Raw genomic sequence first — 20,637 nt, forward strand, 5'->3', positions numbered from 1 at the left:
GTTCACTTTTTACTCAGATTTAATATCTTTGGACATCTCCTTCTCAAACAAGTCATCGTAAATATCCATAGCATTATTCTTGAGCCGTATTCCCAAAAAAATCGCAATTGGGAAGAACAGCACAGTCCATATCTGTACATAAAAAAGGAACTTATTTAATAAAGGTTCCGACAGTGCTGGTAGTTTACCTTGTGAAAAAAAAACTCCTACTAATGCGGTCAAAGGTGAGACGAAAATGGTTATGATTACAGTTGTGTGAATCGTGGTGCCAGCACTCATCAAACTGTCGGCCCATTTCTCCCTCGATTTGACACAACGCCCTGATATATTTTTTGCCATGTATTTTCCTTTTCCAACGTGCCGGGAGTTGGCCGGCTGTTTTTCAGTTCCGGTCCAACTCCCTTGTTGGGGTCTTGTCTTTACTCACGGGAGCGCCTCGTCGCTAGGCAACTCCGTTGAAAGACTAACTGGTGAATAACCGAATTGATGGCGATCAGCGAGGCCGAATACGAATCGTAGAGGTGGCCGCGCTTTCAAATCCTGCTTAGCCTCTGTATCAAGCCGTCTCGCCTGCAGGTCGAACGTGTCCGTCCTCGGAAAAACCTCATAGTAGTCTATATCGAAACCAGACATTAGGTTCACAATCGTGGCTTTAACAGCGTGATCGCATCTCATACCAAAGTAAATCTCAGTGAGTTCGAATGGGCTACTTTCTTCGCCAGGTTTGTCAGAAATCAGCCTCCACTCCCTCTCATACTTCCAGTCATTAGCTTTAGTGAAGAAAAACGCATCCTTTATTCTCTCTTTAGCTGTACTGCAGTCATTGACGTAGCTGTTCACGAGGTCGCTGCATTTTATACACCTCGTCCCATCATAGTCGACCTTCTTCATCAAGTCGTAGGAGGACCGAGTGGTCTCATAGCCAAGGCAGATTCCATTATGCTGATCGCCATAATGGCTCCACATCAACGGGCAGCTCCAACTCTCAGCCAATGAGAGCACTCCATTCTTCCTCAGTTCTGAATGCAGTTCCTCCTTTACTCGGTTCCCCAGCAAGTATGTAAGGTAAGCTTCCTTTTCGGTAGCATCACCGTGATGGTACCCGACAGCCAAGTTGCATTCGTGAAGAATTTGCGAGCTTCGGTCTGTCATTCTCATACACAACCCTTCAAGGCTATCCTGATCCACATCTACTAATATCTCAGGCTTGCAATCAAGCGGGTCGTTGAAGTTCATCGGATCGGAGAAGTAGACGGTGCCGTTGGTAAGCATTTTCAGGGAATAAAGGTCAAATTTCCTGTATTTGTAAAGCTTTTGGGGGGCAGAGGCGTCCATTCATCTCTCCTAGAAGTATTTTTTACTTTTCACTCAACGGGCCGGGCCTTGCCCCGCACCGGTGTTCTTCTCAGCCCCGGTCAGCGTCTAAATATCTGGTTATGTTTCTACACCGATATCTTTAAGAAACTCCATCTTCAACTGGTCGAGCGGGGGCTTGCTTTGTATTTTGAAATGCTCATACACAAGTTTCAGCGTCTGAAGAGTTGTCAGGAAAGCGACTACAAGTGCTTGAGCAGCCTGACGATATGAGTTGGGATTATATGCTGTTCTGCCGTCCTCGTTGCGCACAATGCAATCCCCAAGAGCCCTTGGTGTCCAGTGCAGCCACTGCGAAAAATCCTCATAGAGTTCATAGAGACTTTCGCCTTTGATTTCTTCAAACATGCTGCTGCGAGTTATGTGACTCCCCTCCGCATCTAGCAACCATGTCTTTTGAAAACGCCAATCTGTGTCGTTAGCACCGTCTCTTCTGGCCCGTTTCGTCAAAAACTTTGGACCATGCCGCTTCAGTCGATCACACAATCGTTTTTCCATCTCTAAGTCAACGTCTTCTCCGTTCGCTTTCTTTTCACATAAAAGCTCCCAATCCGAAACCAGCGCATATGCACGCCATTGAAGTGGCCGATTCGTACGGTCACACGCGGCCCACATCAAAGTGCTCATTCCTTCAAGCATCATTCGAGCTATTGCAGTTGCATCGCGATATTGCGCCGCATCAACGAGAATAGCCACGGAGCGAACATGTTCCGATTGCTTCATCAAAAAACAGAGCAACATGAACGCATAGTGATCTGCTTCGTTATAGTTTAAAGGCCGGTCGATCACTTTCTGAGTCGTGACGATCATTCTTTCAACATGTTTTCGCAGTGCTGGAAGATCCTTTTCTGGATCGGGTTTTTTCATGGTATTCATTCTCAATCTAACTCGGAATTATACGGGCAGAAAAGCTCCTTATATAAGGAATATTATCCGGAATCACTGTCTCATATTTACCTTAAATTCTTCGGGAATATACGTCTTCTCTGGTAGGCTGTAAATTTAAATATTAATAGGTAGGCATATGAACGCACTTCCATGCCCGCGTCGGGATTCCCTCCTCCGGCGCGGGCCTTTTTTTGCCCTTTTTCGCCGTTCCGATGTGGTTCAGAACCGTACATGCCGTCAGTGAAAACAGAATGAAATCAAAGAGTTGAGACTACATAAAGGCGTCATATATGCGCTCTATCACGCTATATATACGCTATATACGTGCTCTATATGCGGTGTATATGACGAGTATGACGCTATATATTGCTACTTAACCACACATTTTGTACTAATTTATAGTAGAAAAAGAGTGGTTACTACTTCATATACGCGCTGTATATTAACACTCACCCCGCCATATATACTTCATATATGAAGCGTTACTATATAGTATATGATATAGTAACTCGCTATATATGTGCACTTAAAGCACTATATAGTGCAGACATCAAAAAGGGCAAGGGACCTGAGCATCCGGCCGCAGGCCGTAAACTGCATCAGCCGGCGCGGCACGTCGCCGGGTCCACCACCCCCGCCGCCCGCTACGCGGGCAACCCGGCTGCTACCTTCATCCAGACATCAATCCGCGTCCTAAATACTGCTTTTCTGAAGGCCGAGAAAGTCAGGGAGATGAACCGAGGGACCCCGGGGGAGGTGAGGGGTTTTGCCGTAAATTCGAGCCAAAAATGAGGGTGACTGCCGCACGGACTGAGGGGGTTTACCGTAAAACGTGAAGGAAACCACCCTGAAACTGGGACAAAGTGAGGAGGTCTACCGTAAAATCCGAGGACTCCCTCCCGGGGAGGAGTGGTGAGGGGTTTTGCCGTAAAAAGTGAGGGAGACTGCCGTAAGCGGCCGAAAGTAGAAGTGTTACGCCGCCAGCCGTGTCGCCTGCCTGTGTGCCGGCCGACGGTGTTTCTGCATGGTGGTTAGCTTCGGCATCGCCTTATGCGAGCTCTATGTTCTTTCCTGTAAGACATATACAGGCTATTCAACGAATTGGCTGTTTCCGGTTTGAAACCAGCTTCAAAGCCAGGAAACCAGCGCGCAATTCCACTATGTCTGCGTTTTCATTCTTTCTCTATATCAGAACAGGTCTTATGATCTATCATGAGAAATCTTTTCGCGAGGTGTTCAAATCCGCTATACATCGCATTTCGGCCAATTAAATTATCTGCACCCCGATTTTTTTTGATAAGCCTTTGTATATCGTTATTACACCATGCTTTTTCCAGCTCATAGCTTAACTCGTCGTACGCCATTTGTTCAGAAATGATGCCGTCGTCAACCAGATTCCCAAGCGTTTCAAAATTTCCGATGTAGTCTTCAGTAAGTTTGCCGTCGAATTTTTTAATGATCGGAAATGTGCTGGCGTGGTCATCAATCGCATCCATGAGTTTCTGGAACTTCGGTTTGTCAAACTCGTCGCTGATTTTCAGCACGAACGTTGCAGAGTTGACTTGCTGCGCGTCCTGCATTGTTTTGGTCTGCAAATGCAACTGATAGCCCGCGAAGCATAGCCCGCCGACGACGCCTATTGCTTGAACAGCTTCAAAAAAGCCTTTCCATGTCCAATTTTCTATAATGCCCATAATGCCCCTGCGATCAATGATGATTAGCCGGCGGTTTAACGCTCTGGCGGGGCAAGCCCCCGAACCCCCGTCGGGGTTTCGGCCAGCCGGCGCCGGACGCTACCGTACAACCAAGATAAAGAGGGGCCGCACTTCACGGCCCCTTTGGTTATAGGTGGAGTATGCGAGACCAGATAGACGGCGGGCTTATGCGACGCGTTCCCGTCACAGTTATTTCAACAAAGTATTTTACACCGGTTTTGGGGGATACTGTATTACGAGCATCAACGTTGGTGACTTCCGCTTCATAAGTGCCACCCTCGCGCTTAAAAGTTATGGTGTCGCCATAACATACGCCGATGTAGTCGTTGTAGCCTTCAAATTCAGTGCAATTTGGGCCGTCAATAATGCGTGTTGTGATGTTCTCCATGCAATCCCCCTACCTTCGAAATGTGATCCAAGGCAAAAGGGGTCGTGAGTTGCGGCCCCTTGTCATTTTTGGTGCGGAGGTTTCCCGGCGCGTCAACCACCCTCTGAAGTAGCTTTTCGTATTTTGACATACGCTAAATCCTATATCAAGGCTCCGCAAAATGAAACAGATTATGGGAAGTGGGTCAGTTTGAAACCTTGGTCAGACGTCAAATTCTAAGTCACAAGTAATTTTAGCAAGTTACAAAATATGCCGTTACTGAAATTCCGAAACTGACTCACTACCCGCCGAGGGGTAAACTTGACAGAGAAAGCCACCATCTGGTCAACAAAGGTTCTTCTAGCAAGTGTCGGAAGACCTTGCTTTTTTTGTTGTCCGTTTCTTTAATCTGCATTACAATACACCTAAATAATGCAAGAATCAAATTGAGGTAAACACTATGACTACAGCATCTGCGACTGTAACCAGCCGAGGGCAGGTAACTCTCCCCCGTGTAGTACGCGAGGCGATCGGCGATAGCAAGGCGATTGAATTCCAGGTCAACGGCAACATCATCACGGTACAGCCAATTCCGGATATGGCCGGGGGCTGGCGAAGTACGCCAAAAATAAGCCGGATTTGCCGTGGGCCGAGATACGCGATCAGGTCTGGACAGAGGTTGCCAATGACAAAGCATCCCGATAGTCTCATTGACGCCAACGCGGTTCTGATCTACGTTTTAGGTAACCGGCCCGATGTAGCAGAGGCTGTAAAGTCGGTTTTTGATGGCTTACGATCAGGGGAGAAGGCCGCTTTGTTACTCGAAAGCGTCTTGGTCGAGTGTGTTTATGTGCTTCAGAAACGCTATGAAGTCCCGAAGGCTGAAATAGTCAAGCATCTGGACGGGATTTTGCGGTATCCAGGCGTCGTCAACCAGGACAAGGCCGATTTGCGGGAGGCGTTGAAACTCTACGGGGAAAACAGCCTAGATATTGTCGATTGCGTCCTGGTTGCCAAATCCCGAATAGGCGGACTGGAGATCGTTTCCTTTGACGGATCGCTGAAAAAGCTCAAGAAAAAGGTTCGCTGATCGCCAGTCCGTCTTTGAGAACAGTCAATAAACCGAATCCCCCTTAGCACAAGGCTAAGAGGGATTTTCTGTTTCAGGGGGAGACATCTGGAGTGTGGCCTGGTTGCCCAATTGTTTTTTCAACGCCTCCCCAAGCTGCCCGAAATTTCAAACTGACCCACTACCAGATTATGCGGCCTTGCCTTTGATCAGTATCACCTTTGCACCCTACCTCGTCAAGGATGTTTCAGCCTGATCGGCACTTTGACGGCGTGCCCCTTTGACCATCCGGATAACTACCATCCCATACCTCAAATATTTTTTGGAATTCGGCCTTTGGTTTTCTGCAAAAAAGCCGCTTACGGTTGTGAATGAAAATTTCAACCGGAAAGGAGATAGCTATGCCGAAGACCAAGTCGATAACCGAGCAACTGCAGGAGTTGGAGGTAAAGCGCCAAAAGCTCATGAAGAAAAAAGAGCGGGAAGAGCAGGCTTTTTTTTTGAGCATCGGCAAAGCGGTGCTCAAACATTACGAGAAAGGTTTCGCAGGTCTCACCATCGAGGGCCTTGCCGCAGAAATCAAAAATATGGTCGCGGCCGGGACTGTAAAAACCAAGTAGCCCACCCCAGGGAGGAATAAAACATGATCGCCAGAATGCTTCTCATCGTCCTTATCTCCGCCTTTATTTGCATCTGGCAGGAGCGGATGGATATGCGATTACCGCCGCAGGCGAACCGCAAAGCGGCGCTCTTCGCCCAGTTGGGGCAAAGAGGCTTGCTCGGAGCCGTTGCCTTGATCTGCCTGATTACCGTCTTTATCGACTACTCCCGTGCCGACTTCTTTGCCGCCGTCCTCGATGTCTCAATCATAGGTTGCGTCTTTTCCGGCTATTTCGTCCGGCAAATAAGGGAAGTTATGTCCCGCCGCGAAGAGCTGACAACACTCATGCCACACGGTACAGCAATATCAATTTTCAGAATCAGGAGAACGCCTACTATGGAGTTGAATGAGATGATCAAAGCCGTCCGCTCCCCTGGCTCCTTAACTATTGGCCTATCTGATCCTCTGCCGCCTTCCAAACTGATCGCGGCCGGAATGCCTAAGTTAGGAATAGAAACTCGATTAGCCCCGTCAGGGGACGTCGCAACGGCCGCCGTAATGCAGGAAGTGATGTGTCGCGAGGAACAGCAAAATCAGAAATCCAGACAGAAGGAGAACACCCATGGAGACGGGAAATAAAGCTACTCGTCGACGCAGCATGAAGGCCGTGCAACGGGAACAGAAACAGGGACAGCAAAATCAGAGACAAGCGGCAATCGACCTGTTTACCGCCCTGAAACTTTTCAAAAACTTCGATGGGTTGCCCAGTAGCTGTTCAGGCGTGAATAATCCCATTTCAATTCGGATCAGCACCGATCTCTTTAATCGCCTGGACGCCAAGGCAGCACAAAAAGGGATTATCTTTTCCGATCAGTTCCGCGAGGCGCTATATGCAGGAATGAGTGAACGCTGGATTTACGACCAGATTGACGGCCTGAAATCAAAGAGAAACGAGATGAATATCTTTGATGGGTTGTCATCAAATTATCCGAGTTCCGAGGAAGCGCATAACTACGCTGAATTGGTCTTACTGGGCACTGATGTTTCCCACAACCTTCTCCAGCTTGAAGCGGATCTGCTGGGAAACATCATGGTGAAATGCAGCGCCGCTGGAAACCGAGACAATGTGAGCCTTTATCGGGCTCTGACTGCATATACTCCGGAGGACATGGCGATACTTGCGTGCGTTGCGGAAATTCTCAAGAATTTGTCTTGGCTTGAAGCGGGTTCTGCAAAAGCCAAGTAGCTGCACCGGCTCAAAATGCTCGAAAGGCAAGAAGCCAAAAAACGAAAAGGCAAAAAGGCAAAATCCACTGAAACAGGACACACCCCACGCCCAAATTGGGCATGGGGTGTGTGGCCCAGCAAACCCGCGTAAACCAGCTTCAAACAAGGGTTTGCTGGCAAAATGCTGAATACACACAAAAGCCGCACAATAATACCTAACTAGCTGTTATGGCTGCTAAAAAACGTGTGTACGAAAAGTGTACCATAAGGGGGCAATATGTCGGCAAGGATACAACTCAAAATCCCTGAAAAGGATGCGGCGGCCTGGAAGGAGCTTGCGCGGCAGAGTGGGTCAAATCTGTCTGCTTTCATCAAAAACATCGTCAACAGCCATCTCTCTGATTATGCGTCGAAGGCGGTCGCCGATTCGAAAAAATCGTCCGACGACGAAATCAGAAGTTTGCGAGCGACCTTGGTGTTGCTTACAAAGCAGATTGATGAATTGACCAGGAATCAAACCACCGTCGTTGATGCAACCGCCAAAACGCTCAAACAGGTTCATGAGCGTGTCACCGATTTACTGAAACTCGGCATAACCGACATGCAGCTTGACGCGGAGTACAAAGCGAAAGCAATCGAGCTTTACGCAGACCTGGGTAAATACTTCAAAGAATAAGGTCGAAAGGAGAAAATTCATGGCTGACCGTAATGGTTATCAAAAAGTTGATCCTGGCATTGGACAGAAAATGTGGGACCGCAATGTTCACTTAACCCTCGAACGTTACTTCCATGCATTCTTTTTTTCGTTTCTGGCGTGGTTAGTTTCGTGGGGGGGAATCGTTGTTCTGACAACGCCGCGTGGTGCCGAAGGGGTGATCGGCGTGGCGTTGTTTGTGTTTCGAGGGCTCTATTACGGCATCTTCAGTGTGTTTTACCCGGATTACAAAATGACATTTCAGGGTAAGGATTTTGCGGCCATCTGGCTTTATGAGTCAGCCGTCAAAGCGGGTCTTTGGCATCTTGTCTTGCGTTTTTTCTCTTGTGGAGCATTTGCGCTGGTGCCTGCTTGGCTGGTTTATCTCAGGATGCAGTTTGCATACAAGGAGGAAGCGGAAAAGCTCGAAACGTTGAAGCACGTTGGCGGCACTTCCCTTGACGATGAAAAGAAGATTATGTCGAAGATGGCACGTATGAATAAGGAACAGCCAAACCGGGGACATGTCGCCACGCTTCCGCTGGCGGCAAATCTGTTCCTCAGCAAGTGCAACGAAGTTTTCGGCACCTTGATCGTCGGAGCGCCCGGCGCAGGGAAAACGGTACTGATATCCCACATGCTGGAAAAACTGAAATCAATGCCTGTTTACCGAGTCATCGCTTACACATTCAAGGGTGACTTCGTGGAGCGCTTCTATGACCCTGGCAGGGGAGATATCATCTTCAATGCTTTCGACCTGCGTAGCCTGCGTCTCAACGTCTTTGACCTGATCCGCAATTCAACGGATTTCCTCCGCGTTGCGACGATCTTGATCCCTGAGCCGAAGGGTCAAGCGGACCCTTTCTGGACCACTGCGGCCAGGGACTGTTTCGCGGCCATGCTGAACTACTGTTACATGCGCGGGGAAGAGTTCCGAAACAATGCTGAGGTCTGGAGCGTCCTGTGCTACACACGCCAGGAAATTCTGTTGAAGGTGGCCCCTTACTTCGGGTCGGAGGAGACGCTGAAGTATTTCTCTGATGAGAAACTCGCTTCAAACGTTTCTGCAGTCATCGCCGGGTATACCGGGATCTTCAAGTTCCTGCCTCGGCAGTGCGACAAGTTCGATATGAAGAAGTGGTTGGAGGGGAAGGGAGGAAACGGCTGGATTTTCATCACGAACCACGAAGATCTTTCGGCAGTGCTCAAGCCGTGGCTTACCCTGTTCGTGGATTGCTTGGTTTCCGCCCACCTGTCGTTGCCTGACAGCTACGAGCGCCGGGTGGTTTACGAGTTGGACGAACTGAACACGCTCCACGCTACCGTTGGCGGTACCATCCATAAATTGGCGATTACCGGCCGGAGCAAAGGGGCCGTACCGATCCTTGGCTTCCAGGGACTTGCAGGGATGGAGAAGACCCTCGGTAGAGAGGTGGCCCGTGATGTTTGTAATGCCATGGGCAACAGTATGTTTCTCCGGGTCGGGTCGGACCCCGAAACCGCCAAATGGATGAGCGATGTAATCTCCGACACAGTCTTTATCGAGAGCGAAATTTCGAACACCTACAAGACCGGCGACACCCCTGAAGGCGGCTCTGTCCGACAAGTCCGTAAGACGGAAAAACTTGCCCCGGCGGCGGAATTTTTGAATGTCTTGCCGAGCCTGGAAGGTTATGCGCGGCTCGCGGAATACGGCGTGACGAAGGCCCATGTCGATTACGTCGCTCGGCCGGTTTTACACGAAGCCTTTGTGCCGCGCCCCGATCTCGATCTTGCTGCCGTCGAGATGGAGGTTGCCGCAGCGCAGGCCCGCCTCAAAGCCGCCGAGTCCCAGGCGACGACGGCGCCGACGGACCCGGCGGCAGGGTCGAAGCCGGTCAACCTGTAACTGGCAGAATTCGGGGCCTCCCACCAGGGGCCCCATTTTTTTATCCAAAATGTTTCGCCGCCCTTTGGTTTTCCCGACCTGAACCGCTATCTCTATTATACAGCCACGAAAGGAGACAACACCATGGCAGCAAAACGTAGCTTCCTGCAAAACATCTGGCACCACTTCAAGCATGCGGTTGATGTGATGAACCACATCCGCACCACTGGCCACCTTCCCTCCTCAAATTGGCGCTCTCCCGCTGAACTTGAGCGCGAAGCCGAGGACCGGGCAGCAAAGGGAGGGCACAATCAGCCTGGCGGCTTTCCGGCGGGCAAAGTCGAGGCGAAGTCCCAAGCCGTCCATAAGCCTGGCTTGCTTGAGCGCCTGGGCGCTGCACTTTCCCAGCCCTTCAACCCCTACCGGACCGTTTCCGACGTGCCTGCTGCAACTCGACAGAGCTTCAAGGCGATGAAAGCGCTGACGGACGAGGCAATCATACGGCGACTTGAAGAGGCAAGACAGGCTGCTGAAAAAGTGCTGCAACCGGCGCCATCGTTGAGCGAGGCTTCGCAGCGGCTTGCCGAAGCAAGGCAGGCCGCAGAAATAGTGCTACAGGCGGATAGATTTCCGTTCTCGGAGAAATTTCTCCCACCGGAAAAGTTCATCGATCTGAAGCATCTCCACGAGCAGGAAGCGCCGGCCGAAAAGATTGATGCCCTCATCCAGCCATATCGGGATGAGTGGGAAAAGCAGCCGAAGGCATTCAGCCAGGACCGGGCGCACATTTTCTGGGAGAACACCGCGACCGAAAAAGGTGTCGACGGTGCGGAGCACTTGTTCGGTGGTATTGAGCAGTACGAACGTAGCGGAGCGCTGTACGACCCCGTCCAATTCGAAAAGATGTATGGCGATAAGATCAATGAAGCGGCGGCAGCGTTTCATTATGACAAAAATCGTGAGACTCACGAAGCCCAGATAGCGGAAGGGTACGCAGCGGACCTCACGCAGCGTACGGAACGAGCACAGGCCGCCTCGCAGCAAATTGCCGCTGAAAAGCAGGCTGTGGAAATAGAACTGCAAGCGGAGAGATTCCCCTTTTCCGAAAAGTTTCTTCCACCGGCAAAGTTCATCGACCTGAAGCATCTTCGCGAGCAGGATGCGCCGGCCGAAAAGATCGATGCCCTCATCCAGCCATACCGGGACGAGTGGGCGAAGGAGCCGAAGGCGTTCAGTCAGGATCGGGCGCACATTTTCTGGGAGAACACCGCGACCGAAAAAGGCGTGGACGGCGCGGAGCACCTGTTCGGTGGTATTGAGCAGTACGAACGCAGCGGGGCGCTGTATGACCCGGTCCAGTATCAAAAAATGCATGGCGCCGAGATCGACGGCGCGACGCAAACATTTCACGAGAACAAAGCTAAAGCTCATGAAGCCCAGCTTGCAGATGAGTACATGGCGGATCTCAGGCAGCGAGCGGAGCACGGCGTTGCCGCAGGCATGGAGCGCCAAGAAGCCATCTCGCAGCAGCTCGCTGCCGAAAAAACGCAAGCGAACGAGCGCGGAGCGGCCGATACCCTGGAGAGGGAGGTCTGACCATGATCACTAAACCAGACGATCCTGACGCACCCCTGACCGAAGCCGACAGTCTCCGTCAGCGTTCGGAAGAGTACATGCAGGGCCTGCGTGACCGCTGCGAGACTTTCTTCCAAGACCAAGCTACCCGCCGCCAGGCCGAAGAGACCGCCAAGGCCGACGACTCCAAGCCCAAGGGCAGGAGAGGAAGAGGAGGCACAAAATGAGAACACTTATCCTGTTCACCGCTACGGCGATCCTGCTGCTTTCCGCCGCCGCAGTGGTGGCTGAGACCAACACCGGATACAGCACCGAAGGCGGGCAGAGCAGCAACGACGGGCGGGTGAGCACCTTCAAGCTCGGCAAGGACAAACGTCATTCCGACAGCAACAGCCGCTCGACTACTACCTCGGCAGGCGATGACGAACAGATACAGTCGAGCATCAAACAGATGCGCGATGCTCGTAAAAGCCGCGAACTCGACGTGTCCCGGCCGGCTCAGGCTGTTTTTCTCGATTACCTGCTGACGATGGAGGCGTACCCTTCCGCGCTCGACGGGATGCCGCAGCGGCAGCTTGTCGAGGTCATTCGCCGGGGGCGGTTGTCCAATCCGCTTTTCCCGGCAAATGTCGGCCTTGGCGCGAGCAGCGGGAAGTACAGCATCGACGAGACGCGGAAGGGCTATCTCCACAGCCAGGCGGGCAATAGCGCCCGCCTGCTGGCCGTAGGGGGCGACGAGGCGGCTGTGATCGCCTACGCCCATGATCTCGCGATCCTCGGCGCGATCATCGGTCAAGCCTATCTCTTCCTTGCCGATGACATCAGCGCCTTACAGACAAAGATCGCGGAGGCGGAGGGGCGGAAAGGCCGCAGCCGCCTGATCTCTGCGCCGCTCCGGGACGCCACCGGCCGGCCCCGGCCGGTGGAAGCTGAAATCACCGAGATTGGCGCGGAAGATTTTCAACGGATGGCGCTGGGAGCGTTGATAAAAGTCTTCCGCGAGGGGATCAAGGACACGTGGGTTAAATCAATGAGTAACCGGCTCCTGTCAATCAGCGACGAATCCGGCTGTGTGCTGAAAGGGGCCATCGATACCGTCAGAGTCAGCTGCGGGCCCGCTATCCTGACCTTCGGCAACCCGGCGGTCTTAGAGATCGCGGGAATCCAGTGGGCGGGGACTGCATTTGCGGGGTTTGAGGGCCGCTACCGGCTGTCGTCAGCTTGGTCGTACAGCGAGACCTTAGATCACTTGCAGTCCATCGGAAAAAGCAGTCGGATAGCTTCTGACTATGCCAAGCGGTCGGAAGACAGCCTGAGCAAGGGTAAGAGCGTCGACGCGGTGTGGGACCTTCGCGAAGGCGTGGAGCGGAGTGCAAAATCCAGCAATTCTGTCAACTCGAAAGGAGGAGGAAAGCAATGATCACGGCAGTGAAATGGGCAATCGGTGGCATCGGGAGTACGGCGGTCGCGGTATTGCTGTACTTCGAGTATGCAACGCATGAGCAGCAGAAGATGGAGAGGAAGATGGACGTGCGGAGCATGCGTCAGGAAAAAGTCATAAACGACGTGTTTCTCCAGGACAAGGATTTCGTGCCGGACAAGAAGACCCGCGACCGGTACTCCGCGAGGTCCGCAGAGCTTGATGAGCAGATCAAGGCGACCGAGAAAACGGTTGAGGGCGCACAGGGAGTTTCCGACGCGATGGTGCGCGACGCCCGCCGCCGTGCCGGCGCCGCAGGCAAGGACCTGGACAAGATGGTAGGCAGCGAACAGGGCGACCCGGCTGAGACACCGGAGGAGATCATGAAGAGGCAGGCGGGAGGAAAGTAGCCCTCCCGAGCTGAATCATGGGGGGGCTGTTCCGCCCCCCCTTTTTTTGACGTTATCTACTCAACCTACAAAAATCCTTCAAGGAGGAACATCATGACTTCCGTATCCCCCCCTATGCCCGCCGCAGCCGCCGGAAAATACTTCACCGCCGCCGACTACTACACCAAGGACCCGGGCGTGTGGTTCGGGAAGGGTGCCGCCGCCCTTGGCCTGGAAGGCAAGGAGATCACCAAGGAGGACTTCACCGCAATTGCTCAAGGCAAAACCCCTGACGGCCGCGTCCTGGTCCGCGACAGCACGCACCAAGACGCTGAGCACCGCGCCTGCATCGATCTCACCTTTGCCCCCGACAAGAGCGTGTCCGTGCTGGCTCTCGGCGACGAGCGCATCCAGGACGCAATGATGGAGAGCGCGAAACATGTGATGGGCTTGCTGGAACGGGAGTTTGCCCAGATCCGGATCTACGACGAAAACGGCAACCGCGTCGCGATAGATACCGGTAACATCGTTGCCGGCCTGATCCAGCACATGACCAATCGCGACGGAGACCTCCACTACCATATTCACGCCGCGCTCATGAACATGAGCATGAAACCCGGTGAAACCGAGCAATGGCGGGCATTGCACAACGACGTGGTTTATAAAAACCAAATGTATCTCGGCGTCAGCTTCAACAGTGATTTTTCCAAGCGCCTGTCAGAACTTGGCTATCAGATCAATATCACAGACCCCCGCACCGGTTCATTCGAGATCGTTGGCGTCAACAAAGAGTTGACCGCCGATTTTTCGCACCGGCGGGAAGAGATCGAAGCAAAGGTCGCAGAATATAACGCCGCCGGATTGTATCAGAATGTGAACAGCGCTGAACGTCATCAGATGGCTTGCAACGAGACGAAGAGTCAGAAGCAGGAAACCACTGCGGAGGCGCTCTTCGCAGACTGGGAGCAGCGCTTCACTGAGCACGGCACGACAGTCAGGGGCGAGGTTGACAACGCACTCCGGGAAGGTATGGAGCGGCAAGGCCCCATGTTGCCCGCATCGGAATATATCCGCCTGGCAGCGGCTTCCCTCGAACAGAACGAGAGCGCCTACACTACTCAATCTATTCTCCACACCGCCGAGCGCCTGTGCATCGGCCAGCATGGCCCCGACGACCTCCGCGCAGCGATCGCGGCGGCCCAGGTGGACGGTACGCTGATGAGGATCAACGACAAGGACGGGGAGAAGGCGCAGTGGGCGACCCCGCAGATGATCGAGACCGAGAAACGGATATACGATCGCATCCGCGACACCGCCCAGGCCCGCGAACAGATTATGGATTACGCGGCCGCGACGCAGCTTGTCGCAGACCGCCAAAGCGCCCGGGCGGCCAACGGGGAGAAGACCCTGTCAGAAAATCAGCAAGATTTCGTCGCCCGGGCTCTGTCGAGCACTGCAAGCGTCGTGCTGGTTCAGGGGTACTCCGGCGCCGGCAAAACGTTCGCAGCGAAGGAGCTTGCCGACATCCTCCGCGATCAGCACGGCTTCACAATCCGCGCCTTCGGCCCGACCGCCGCTGCAAAGAGTGAGTTGGGTAAATCCCTCGGGGTCGAAGCGCAGACCATCGACAAGTTTCTTCTGCAGCCCCCATCCCCCGGGGAGTACAACACCGGCCGAGAGGCGTGGTTTGTCGATGAGACCTCCATGGTCGGGAGCTACAAATTCGCCCGCCTCGTCGAACAAGCAGCCGCCGCCGGCGCCGTGGTCTACCCGATCGGCGACCGCAATCAGCTCCAAGCCGTCGAAGCCGGGCGGCTATTCGACGAGCTTCAGCAACAAGGCGTCACCGAGACCCTCTACCTGTCGGACATCCAGCGCCAGCGCGGCGACACCCCCGAGACCGCTTACATGCGCGAGGCGGCGGGCAAGATCCGGGACATCACGCAGGCCCGCGCTGCCCTCGAAATAGTGGAAGCACAGGGGCAGGTGCGAGAGATCGAGAGCAAGCCCGACCGCCTGACGGTGATGGCGGCCGACTATGTGAGCCGGGACCCTTCAAAGACCATGCTCATCGTCCAGGGCAATGCGGAGCGCCATAGCCTGAACGCAGCGATCCACGAGGATCTGCACGCCCAGGGGCGTCTCGGGGAAGAAGAGTACAATTTGACTGTCCGGGAGAACAAGAGCCTCGACAGTGCACAGCGGCATTTCGCCGCTTCGTACCAAATCGGCGACATCATCATGAACAGCCAAAGCGGCGCAGGCATGGCGGCGGGCTATGAGGGCCGCGTGACCGGCGTCGACGCCGAGAATAACACAATTACCCTCACGGGCAGAGACGGCAAGGAACGCATCATTGACCCCATGCAGGCCGCTGACCAGCTCACTGTCTGGCGCGAGCACCAGATCACCGCCAGCGTCGGCGACAAGATCGTGTTCCTGAAAAACGACGAGGGAGAGCGGGGCATCGGCAGTGTCAATGGGGACACGGCGGTCATTTCGCACATTGACGAAAACGGCTGGATCACCGCAGTCCGCGACCGGGACGGCGCCGAGCTTTCGTGGAATATCGGCCAGTATGCGAATTTCGACTTGGGGCATGCCCTGACCTCATACAAGTCTCAAGGGCAGAGCATCGAGCACGTCATTGTTTCCGCCGACTCGAAGATGGAGAACTACAACGATTTCTACGTGGCGCTGACTCGCGGGAAGGAGGGCGTGACGATCTACACCGATGACATTGAGCGGCTGAAAGACCGCATCGGCGAGGAGCAGGAGAAAACCAGCACTCTGCTGTTCAGCTTGGCGAATGAGGGCAGGGAACAGGCCCAGGATCTCAACCTCCCTACCACTCAGGATCTCGCTATCCGTGACCCTGACCGCAATATCGAGGATATCGCGATTACTGCCGAGCGGGTCTTTGAAGCTGACAAACCGGAGCGGGAGCACGAAGGAATGGGAATGTCTATCTAATTCTTTCAGCGACGCCCCGCTCCTCGCCAGCCAGTGCCGGCGAAAGGCGGCGCTTGCGGTACTTGAACCCCCTTGCTCTCCGGCAAAGGGGTTTTTTCATTTTCTTGCCTGAAAAATTTTCCATCCCCCCTTTGGTTTTACCCCGCAAACCCGCTTTCTTATGTATCGGTTCAATTCCAGAACCACTACGTCAACAGAGGAGAAACGCCATGCAGAAAACCGCAATAATCATCAAGACCGTCTTAGCTGCCTTAGCCATCTCAACCGTTGTCCTGGCCGGATGGTGGAAAGTGTCAAAGCCAAAGCCTCTGGCAATGGCCGACGGCAAGACTGCGGTGGCCAATATCACCGTGATCGCGGGTGGTCCCGAAAAATCCGGAAAGGAGTGAGCTATGAGTGCTCACAAAAACCGATCCCCCGGGGGCCTGAATCCCCTGGCGCTGGTGCGGGAACACAGCCACATCCTCGGCCAAGTGCTCGAAGAGACGCTCAGAGACCTGGCGATGGCTGGGCGGCCCACCTCGCCGGCGGAAATCCGCCAGACGGTCGATGAGCGATATGGTCCCGCACTGGCGTACCTGATCGCCGAAAGCCTGGCGTGCCCGCTTCTCCGGCAATCCGTTGAAACCGCCGCAGCTATACGACCTTACCCGCACCGTCAACAGGCTTTTCCCCACGGCTTTCCCCATGGCCTGTTGACACGCCGCTTTGGTTTTTGGTCGTAACCCCGCTATCTGAGTCAGTAGTAGAAAATCCACGAGAAAGGAGACCCGCCATGATCATCGGACTGATCCTGGGCTTAATTGCCCTCGGCAACGCCACCGCAGCGGTCGTCACCGTTGCCGCCATGTAACTCCGCGCCTTCGGCGCACATCACCCCCGCCCCGGCACAGCGGCCGGGGCGGAAGGAGGAACTATGAAACAGAGGGTTTTCGTAACAATAGTGCTGGTGATGCTGGCCATCAGCGGGACCGGGAGTGCCTATGCCGGGGGGCTTGTGAATAGGCTGCTGACGCCCGATCCTAATTCACCGGCTGCGCAGATGAACGAACGCAACAGGAAGGCTGCGGCCGACCTCCGTTATAGTCCGGATCTCATGGCACTTGGCAAAGCGCAGTTCGCCGCCAGGGAGTCTATGCAGAAAGCCGGCGTCCTGGGACTCGAAGAGACCTGGAAGGTCTTTGCCACTGCGCTAAGCTACCCTGTTTCGGATTCGGTCAAAGCTGCCTGCAAACAGGGGGCGGCTGACCCCAGGACGCACATCGACTGCACGACCGGTGATGGCACTTACGATGCCCGCCTCGACGACAAAAATGAATATTCGAGAAAGCCGCAAAAGTACGGCTACGTCTACAAGGTCGAGGGCGGCGTGCCGGTGGGAATTACGTACGACCTTGGCGCAGAGGTAGTTATCCATCGCAATGCAATCCCCTATGCCTACGAATTGCGGCCCGACCGGCAAGAGGATGGATACGGGCTCAACAACAACTCTTCGTTTCGCAAGATAACGACCTGCACGACAAGCTTCGAGCAAAGCGGCAATCCCGAGTCCTTGGTCGTCGATCAAGCCATCGTTCGGGTATCTTGCGGAGATAACTGGATCACCGCGATCCTTGGCCATACTCAAGAAGATACCCGGATCACCGCCCTTGCCGCCCCGGGCATCTACAAAGACGGCGTTCTCACGATTTCCGGGGTCTCCCGAAAAATCGGCAAAGACGACCTACTCGCGGCTCTCACCGCACACTATAACTCTGTTCAGTCCGCAGACATTCACGGCGTCATGCTGCATCAATACCTCCGAGGCGTGCTGAGCTATCCGAACACCCAGGAGGCGGCTTTCGTCGTTGCCATCGGCTACCAGCGACAGAATGCTGTTGCTTCGGCTGCCGATGCCGCGAAGGAAGAGGCGGAGCGTGCCGAGTTCGAGCGCCTGCAACAGAAATTCCAGGGCGCGAAGCCGTCCAAACTGCAATAGGAGGGGCTATGAGACAAATGATTATCGTTGCGATCCTGTTGGTCGCCGCCCTCTCCACCCACGCCCTGGCCGCCCGGCCGGGGCAGGGGTGGGGCAAGTCGGAAGACGAATTTCGCAGTGCGCTTCGCGACGGCGATGACCTCAAAAGTAATATAAGGAACATGTGCAACGGCTTCGGCAGGCCGTATGGTAACAGCAACATATGGGGTGGTCATTACACCGGCGAGGGCGGCGATCTCACGTTAGGAGGAGGCGATTTGGGTCCTAGCATGCATATAGCTGTTAGGGATAATCTCCTCCAACAAGCCGATCAGCGGGCAATGGGACTCGCGGGCTGGCGCGGAAGCTGCGTGGCCGCAACCGGAGATTACGCCCCCGGCGCTCTGACAGCACATATCATTGCTGATCGGGTAGCATCAGTCGATAGCAGGGACGGAAAGTACACGATCACGATAATGCCAGCCGAAACGGGCGGGGGGACGGTTTTCCGCGTGGTTTACATGGATCAGTTTTACCTCGTCGGTCAAACCGACCCCAACGCTCGATATTTGGCAATCACCGACGCCAGGTTGCCGATCGCCACATCAATCAACGAAACACTACAGCGTGGCAATAGTGCGATTGGGGTGAGCAATAGCCGCAGTTTGTACAACCTGATTCGTGATTACTATACGGGAGTGGCGGAGCCGGATGGTGCCAGCGTTGTGGAATTTGCGAAAGGCTTGTTGAGCGACCCCGGAACCCAGGAAGGCTTCCTGAGCTACACCCGTAACCGTGCCGACGATGCCGCCATGACGCCTGCGGAGCGCGAGAAGCGCCGCTACGAGGAACTGCGGAGAAAATATGGAGATGGGCGATAGCCGCCTTTGGTTTTGCAGTCCTCCGCCGCTTTATCAACCATGAAGTGAAGATTTCCCCTACAAAGGAGAGAATCCATGAAAAGAGTAATTCTGATTGTCCTCGCCAGCCTGGCCGTATGCGGCTGCGCCACCGTATCGCCGTCCCCGGTCTGTGCCCCCTGGGCAGAGGTCAAGGCCCGCGCCGCTCAGGGTCTCTCCGTCAAAGAGGCTATCGATATGCTGCCGCCCGGCGACTACACCCCACACGATTCGCCCGTTCCCCTTGGCGTGTTGATGAGTCGCCTGGACAGTGCTGCCTACGATAGCTACGATAAGCGCAAATCCAGCGACCATTCCATCTACCCGTTCGACACCTTCGGCTGGATCGTACAGCCAGACAGAGACGCTTGGCCAGCCAATCCTAATGCCCGCAGTTGCGGGTATGCCTACCTGCATATCGATTACAAGGGCCGCATCCACGATGTTTCTTGCTCCACCGTTTATCCCTGCGGCCCCCGGCCGGCGGGCAACTGGACCAACAGACTGCCGCTCGTCTATCACAACCCCGGGCCGTCTTTCCTCTGGGAAAAGGGGGAGAAATAATGAGAGCCATCATTCTTGTCATTTTGCTGATTCTGTTTGCTGGCGCGGCATGGGCTGACCAGTGCGCCGAAAACTACCTCGGCGACCAGGCGGCGGTGGAAGCCCGCCTGAAGACGGCCGGCTACCGGCTCAAGGGCGTCAAGGCCGCCGACGCGGCTGGTACGGCACGAGCATACCACTGGACCAGGGAAAGCAAGGATCTCGTCGTCGTGGATCTTGTAGCGGGGTCCGGACAGATCAGGTCTGCTGATTGTGCCGCCGTTGCAGGCACGACCACTTCTGAGGGCTTGACGGTAGACTACAAGTACGCTCAGCAAGATAAGCTGATGGAGCCGCTGAAACCGTACCTATCGGTTTTGGCGGAATTCATCCTCTACGACCTTCACGAGGTCACTGAGGTCGCAACGGCGGCCACCGCCGGCATCCCAGCCACTGCGTACCTAGATTCCGTGACACGTCAGGTGGACAGGCGGGGGTGGACAGTTCCGTTCGCGAAAGCCGCCGCAGAGGAATTCAGGCGGCGAGGGTATAAGGTCGGGACGAACTGGCAGGCGGGTCCCGACTCGATCACGATCGCGAAAGGCGGCGTGGCGATCACCTGGCGCGCAGACCAGGACCGCCAAGGGGTCGGGGTCGTCATTAAAATACAGCAGGTCACGGCGGGGAGGCAAACGTATGGGGTTTCGGCGGACCAGGTCGCCAAGACCAACGAACTGGCCAGCAACCCGCGCAACGGCAACGGCCCGGGCGCATTGTCGATCCGGTACGTGTCGATGGTGAGCGGCGAAACAGGGCCCGGCGGTAACTACTACCTCAAGGGGCAGGGGGTGACGACGGAAATTCAACTGACTGAGTTTCAACTAGCGGCCGCGTACGCTGCCAAGCACTGATCCCGCCCAAACCTCGGCCCCGGAATCCAGTTTCCGGGGCTATTTTTTTGCACTGATTCAAACCGACCTACCACTATTAATGCTGCCACTAATTTCCCTTTCCTAATCTTTCAACTACAGATAAGATATCCGCGCTTCGTCGGCACCCAAAGATTAGGGAGGGAACAT

At 54.5% G+C, this 20,637-nt stretch carries 22 protein-coding genes; 17 read left to right on the forward strand and 5 right to left on the reverse strand.

What is annotated here, in order from left to right:
* Positions 1-9: 9 nt before the first annotated feature.
* From FO488_RS15905 to FO488_RS15925, 5 genes are all read right to left on the reverse strand, one after another.
* Positions 10-339 carry a hypothetical protein gene (locus tag FO488_RS15905; protein WP_149211456.1) on the reverse strand — a complete coding sequence of 110 codons (330 nt, stop codon included), beginning with the start codon at positions 337-339 and terminating at the stop codon, positions 10-12.
* A gap of 84 nt (positions 340-423) precedes the next feature.
* Positions 424-1,335 carry a DUF2971 domain-containing protein gene (locus FO488_RS15910; RefSeq protein ID WP_149211457.1) on the reverse strand — a complete coding sequence of 304 codons (912 nt, stop codon included), beginning with the start codon at positions 1,333-1,335 and terminating at the stop codon, positions 424-426.
* Positions 1,336-1,434: 99 nt separating this feature from the next.
* On the reverse strand, positions 1,435-2,241 hold the full coding sequence (locus tag FO488_RS15915; protein ID WP_149211458.1) for a DUF5677 domain-containing protein: 807 nt from the start codon (positions 2,239-2,241) through the stop codon (positions 1,435-1,437).
* A 1,193-nt stretch (positions 2,242-3,434) separates the two neighbouring features.
* A complete protein-coding gene (locus FO488_RS15920; protein ID WP_149211459.1) occupies positions 3,435-3,956 on the reverse strand; it encodes a hypothetical protein in 522 nt (173 codons plus the stop codon).
* Positions 3,957-4,104: 148 nt separating this feature from the next.
* The gene (locus FO488_RS15925) at positions 4,105-4,365 is read right to left on the reverse strand and encodes a hypothetical protein (RefSeq protein WP_149211460.1); all 261 of its coding nucleotides are present in this window, start codon (positions 4,363-4,365) and stop codon (positions 4,105-4,107) included.
* A 439-nt stretch (positions 4,366-4,804) separates the two neighbouring features.
* Between FO488_RS15925 and FO488_RS15930 the strand changes: the two genes are divergently transcribed.
* The 17 genes from FO488_RS15930 (at position 4,805) to FO488_RS16010 (ending at position 20,469) form a co-directional block, all read left to right on the forward strand.
* Positions 4,805-5,434 carry a PIN domain-containing protein gene (locus tag FO488_RS15930; RefSeq protein ID WP_149211461.1) on the forward strand — a complete coding sequence of 210 codons (630 nt, stop codon included), beginning with the start codon at positions 4,805-4,807 and terminating at the stop codon, positions 5,432-5,434.
* Between the two features lie 380 nt (positions 5,435-5,814).
* Positions 5,815-6,033, forward strand: a complete 219-nt coding sequence (locus FO488_RS15935; protein WP_149211462.1) for a hypothetical protein — start codon at positions 5,815-5,817, stop codon at positions 6,031-6,033.
* A gap of 23 nt (positions 6,034-6,056) precedes the next feature.
* A complete protein-coding gene (locus FO488_RS15940; protein WP_149211463.1) occupies positions 6,057-6,653 on the forward strand; it encodes a hypothetical protein in 597 nt (198 codons plus the stop codon).
* Positions 6,637-7,260: a hypothetical protein gene (locus tag FO488_RS15945; protein ID WP_149211464.1), complete on the forward strand. Its 624-nt coding sequence runs from the start codon at positions 6,637-6,639 to the stop codon at positions 7,258-7,260. The genes FO488_RS15940 and FO488_RS15945 overlap by 17 nt, the downstream gene beginning before the upstream one ends.
* Positions 7,261-7,518: 258 nt before the next feature.
* Entirely contained in the window at positions 7,519-7,917 is a 399-nt protein-coding gene (locus tag FO488_RS15950) for a hypothetical protein (protein ID WP_149211465.1), read from the forward strand.
* Positions 7,918-7,936: 19 nt separating this feature from the next.
* Entirely contained in the window at positions 7,937-9,823 is a 1,887-nt protein-coding gene (locus tag FO488_RS15955; RefSeq protein ID WP_149211466.1) for a type IV secretion system DNA-binding domain-containing protein, read from the forward strand.
* 123 nt (positions 9,824-9,946) lie between these two features.
* On the forward strand, positions 9,947-11,398 hold the full coding sequence (locus FO488_RS15960; protein WP_149211467.1) for a hypothetical protein: 1,452 nt from the start codon (positions 9,947-9,949) through the stop codon (positions 11,396-11,398).
* A 2-nt stretch (positions 11,399-11,400) separates the two neighbouring features.
* On the forward strand, positions 11,401-11,604 hold the full coding sequence (locus FO488_RS15965; protein WP_149211468.1) for a hypothetical protein: 204 nt from the start codon (positions 11,401-11,403) through the stop codon (positions 11,602-11,604).
* Entirely contained in the window at positions 11,601-12,797 is a 1,197-nt protein-coding gene (locus FO488_RS15970) for a hypothetical protein (RefSeq protein WP_149211469.1), read from the forward strand. The genes FO488_RS15965 and FO488_RS15970 overlap by 4 nt, the downstream gene beginning before the upstream one ends.
* Complete coding sequence (locus FO488_RS15975; protein ID WP_149211470.1) at positions 12,794-13,207, forward strand: hypothetical protein; 414 nt, start codon at positions 12,794-12,796, stop codon at positions 13,205-13,207. The genes FO488_RS15970 and FO488_RS15975 overlap by 4 nt, the downstream gene beginning before the upstream one ends.
* A 93-nt stretch (positions 13,208-13,300) precedes the next feature.
* Positions 13,301-16,159: a MobF family relaxase gene (mobF, locus tag FO488_RS15980; RefSeq protein ID WP_149211471.1), complete on the forward strand. Its 2,859-nt coding sequence runs from the start codon at positions 13,301-13,303 to the stop codon at positions 16,157-16,159.
* Between the two features lie 209 nt (positions 16,160-16,368).
* Positions 16,369-16,548 carry a hypothetical protein gene (locus FO488_RS15985; RefSeq protein WP_149211472.1) on the forward strand — a complete coding sequence of 60 codons (180 nt, stop codon included), beginning with the start codon at positions 16,369-16,371 and terminating at the stop codon, positions 16,546-16,548.
* Positions 16,549-16,551: 3 nt separating this feature from the next.
* Entirely contained in the window at positions 16,552-16,884 is a 333-nt protein-coding gene (locus FO488_RS15990) for a hypothetical protein (RefSeq protein WP_149211473.1), read from the forward strand.
* 191 nt (positions 16,885-17,075) lie between these two features.
* Complete coding sequence (locus FO488_RS15995) at positions 17,076-18,137, forward strand: hypothetical protein (RefSeq protein ID WP_149211474.1); 1,062 nt, start codon at positions 17,076-17,078, stop codon at positions 18,135-18,137.
* 8 nt (positions 18,138-18,145) lie between these two features.
* Positions 18,146-18,997 (forward strand): hypothetical protein, encoded by an 852-nt coding sequence (locus FO488_RS16000; RefSeq protein WP_149211475.1) that lies wholly within the window; start codon positions 18,146-18,148, stop codon positions 18,995-18,997.
* Between the two features lie 75 nt (positions 18,998-19,072).
* Complete coding sequence (locus tag FO488_RS16005) at positions 19,073-19,579, forward strand: hypothetical protein (RefSeq protein ID WP_149211476.1); 507 nt, start codon at positions 19,073-19,075, stop codon at positions 19,577-19,579.
* The gene (locus FO488_RS16010) at positions 19,579-20,469 is read left to right on the forward strand and encodes a hypothetical protein (protein ID WP_149211477.1); all 891 of its coding nucleotides are present in this window, start codon (positions 19,579-19,581) and stop codon (positions 20,467-20,469) included. The genes FO488_RS16005 and FO488_RS16010 overlap by 1 nt, the downstream gene beginning before the upstream one ends.
* Positions 20,470-20,637 lie beyond the last annotated feature (168 nt).

This window comes from Geobacter sp. FeAm09 (assembly GCF_008330225.1).
GTDB lineage: Bacteria > Desulfobacterota > Desulfuromonadia > Geobacterales > Pseudopelobacteraceae > Oryzomonas.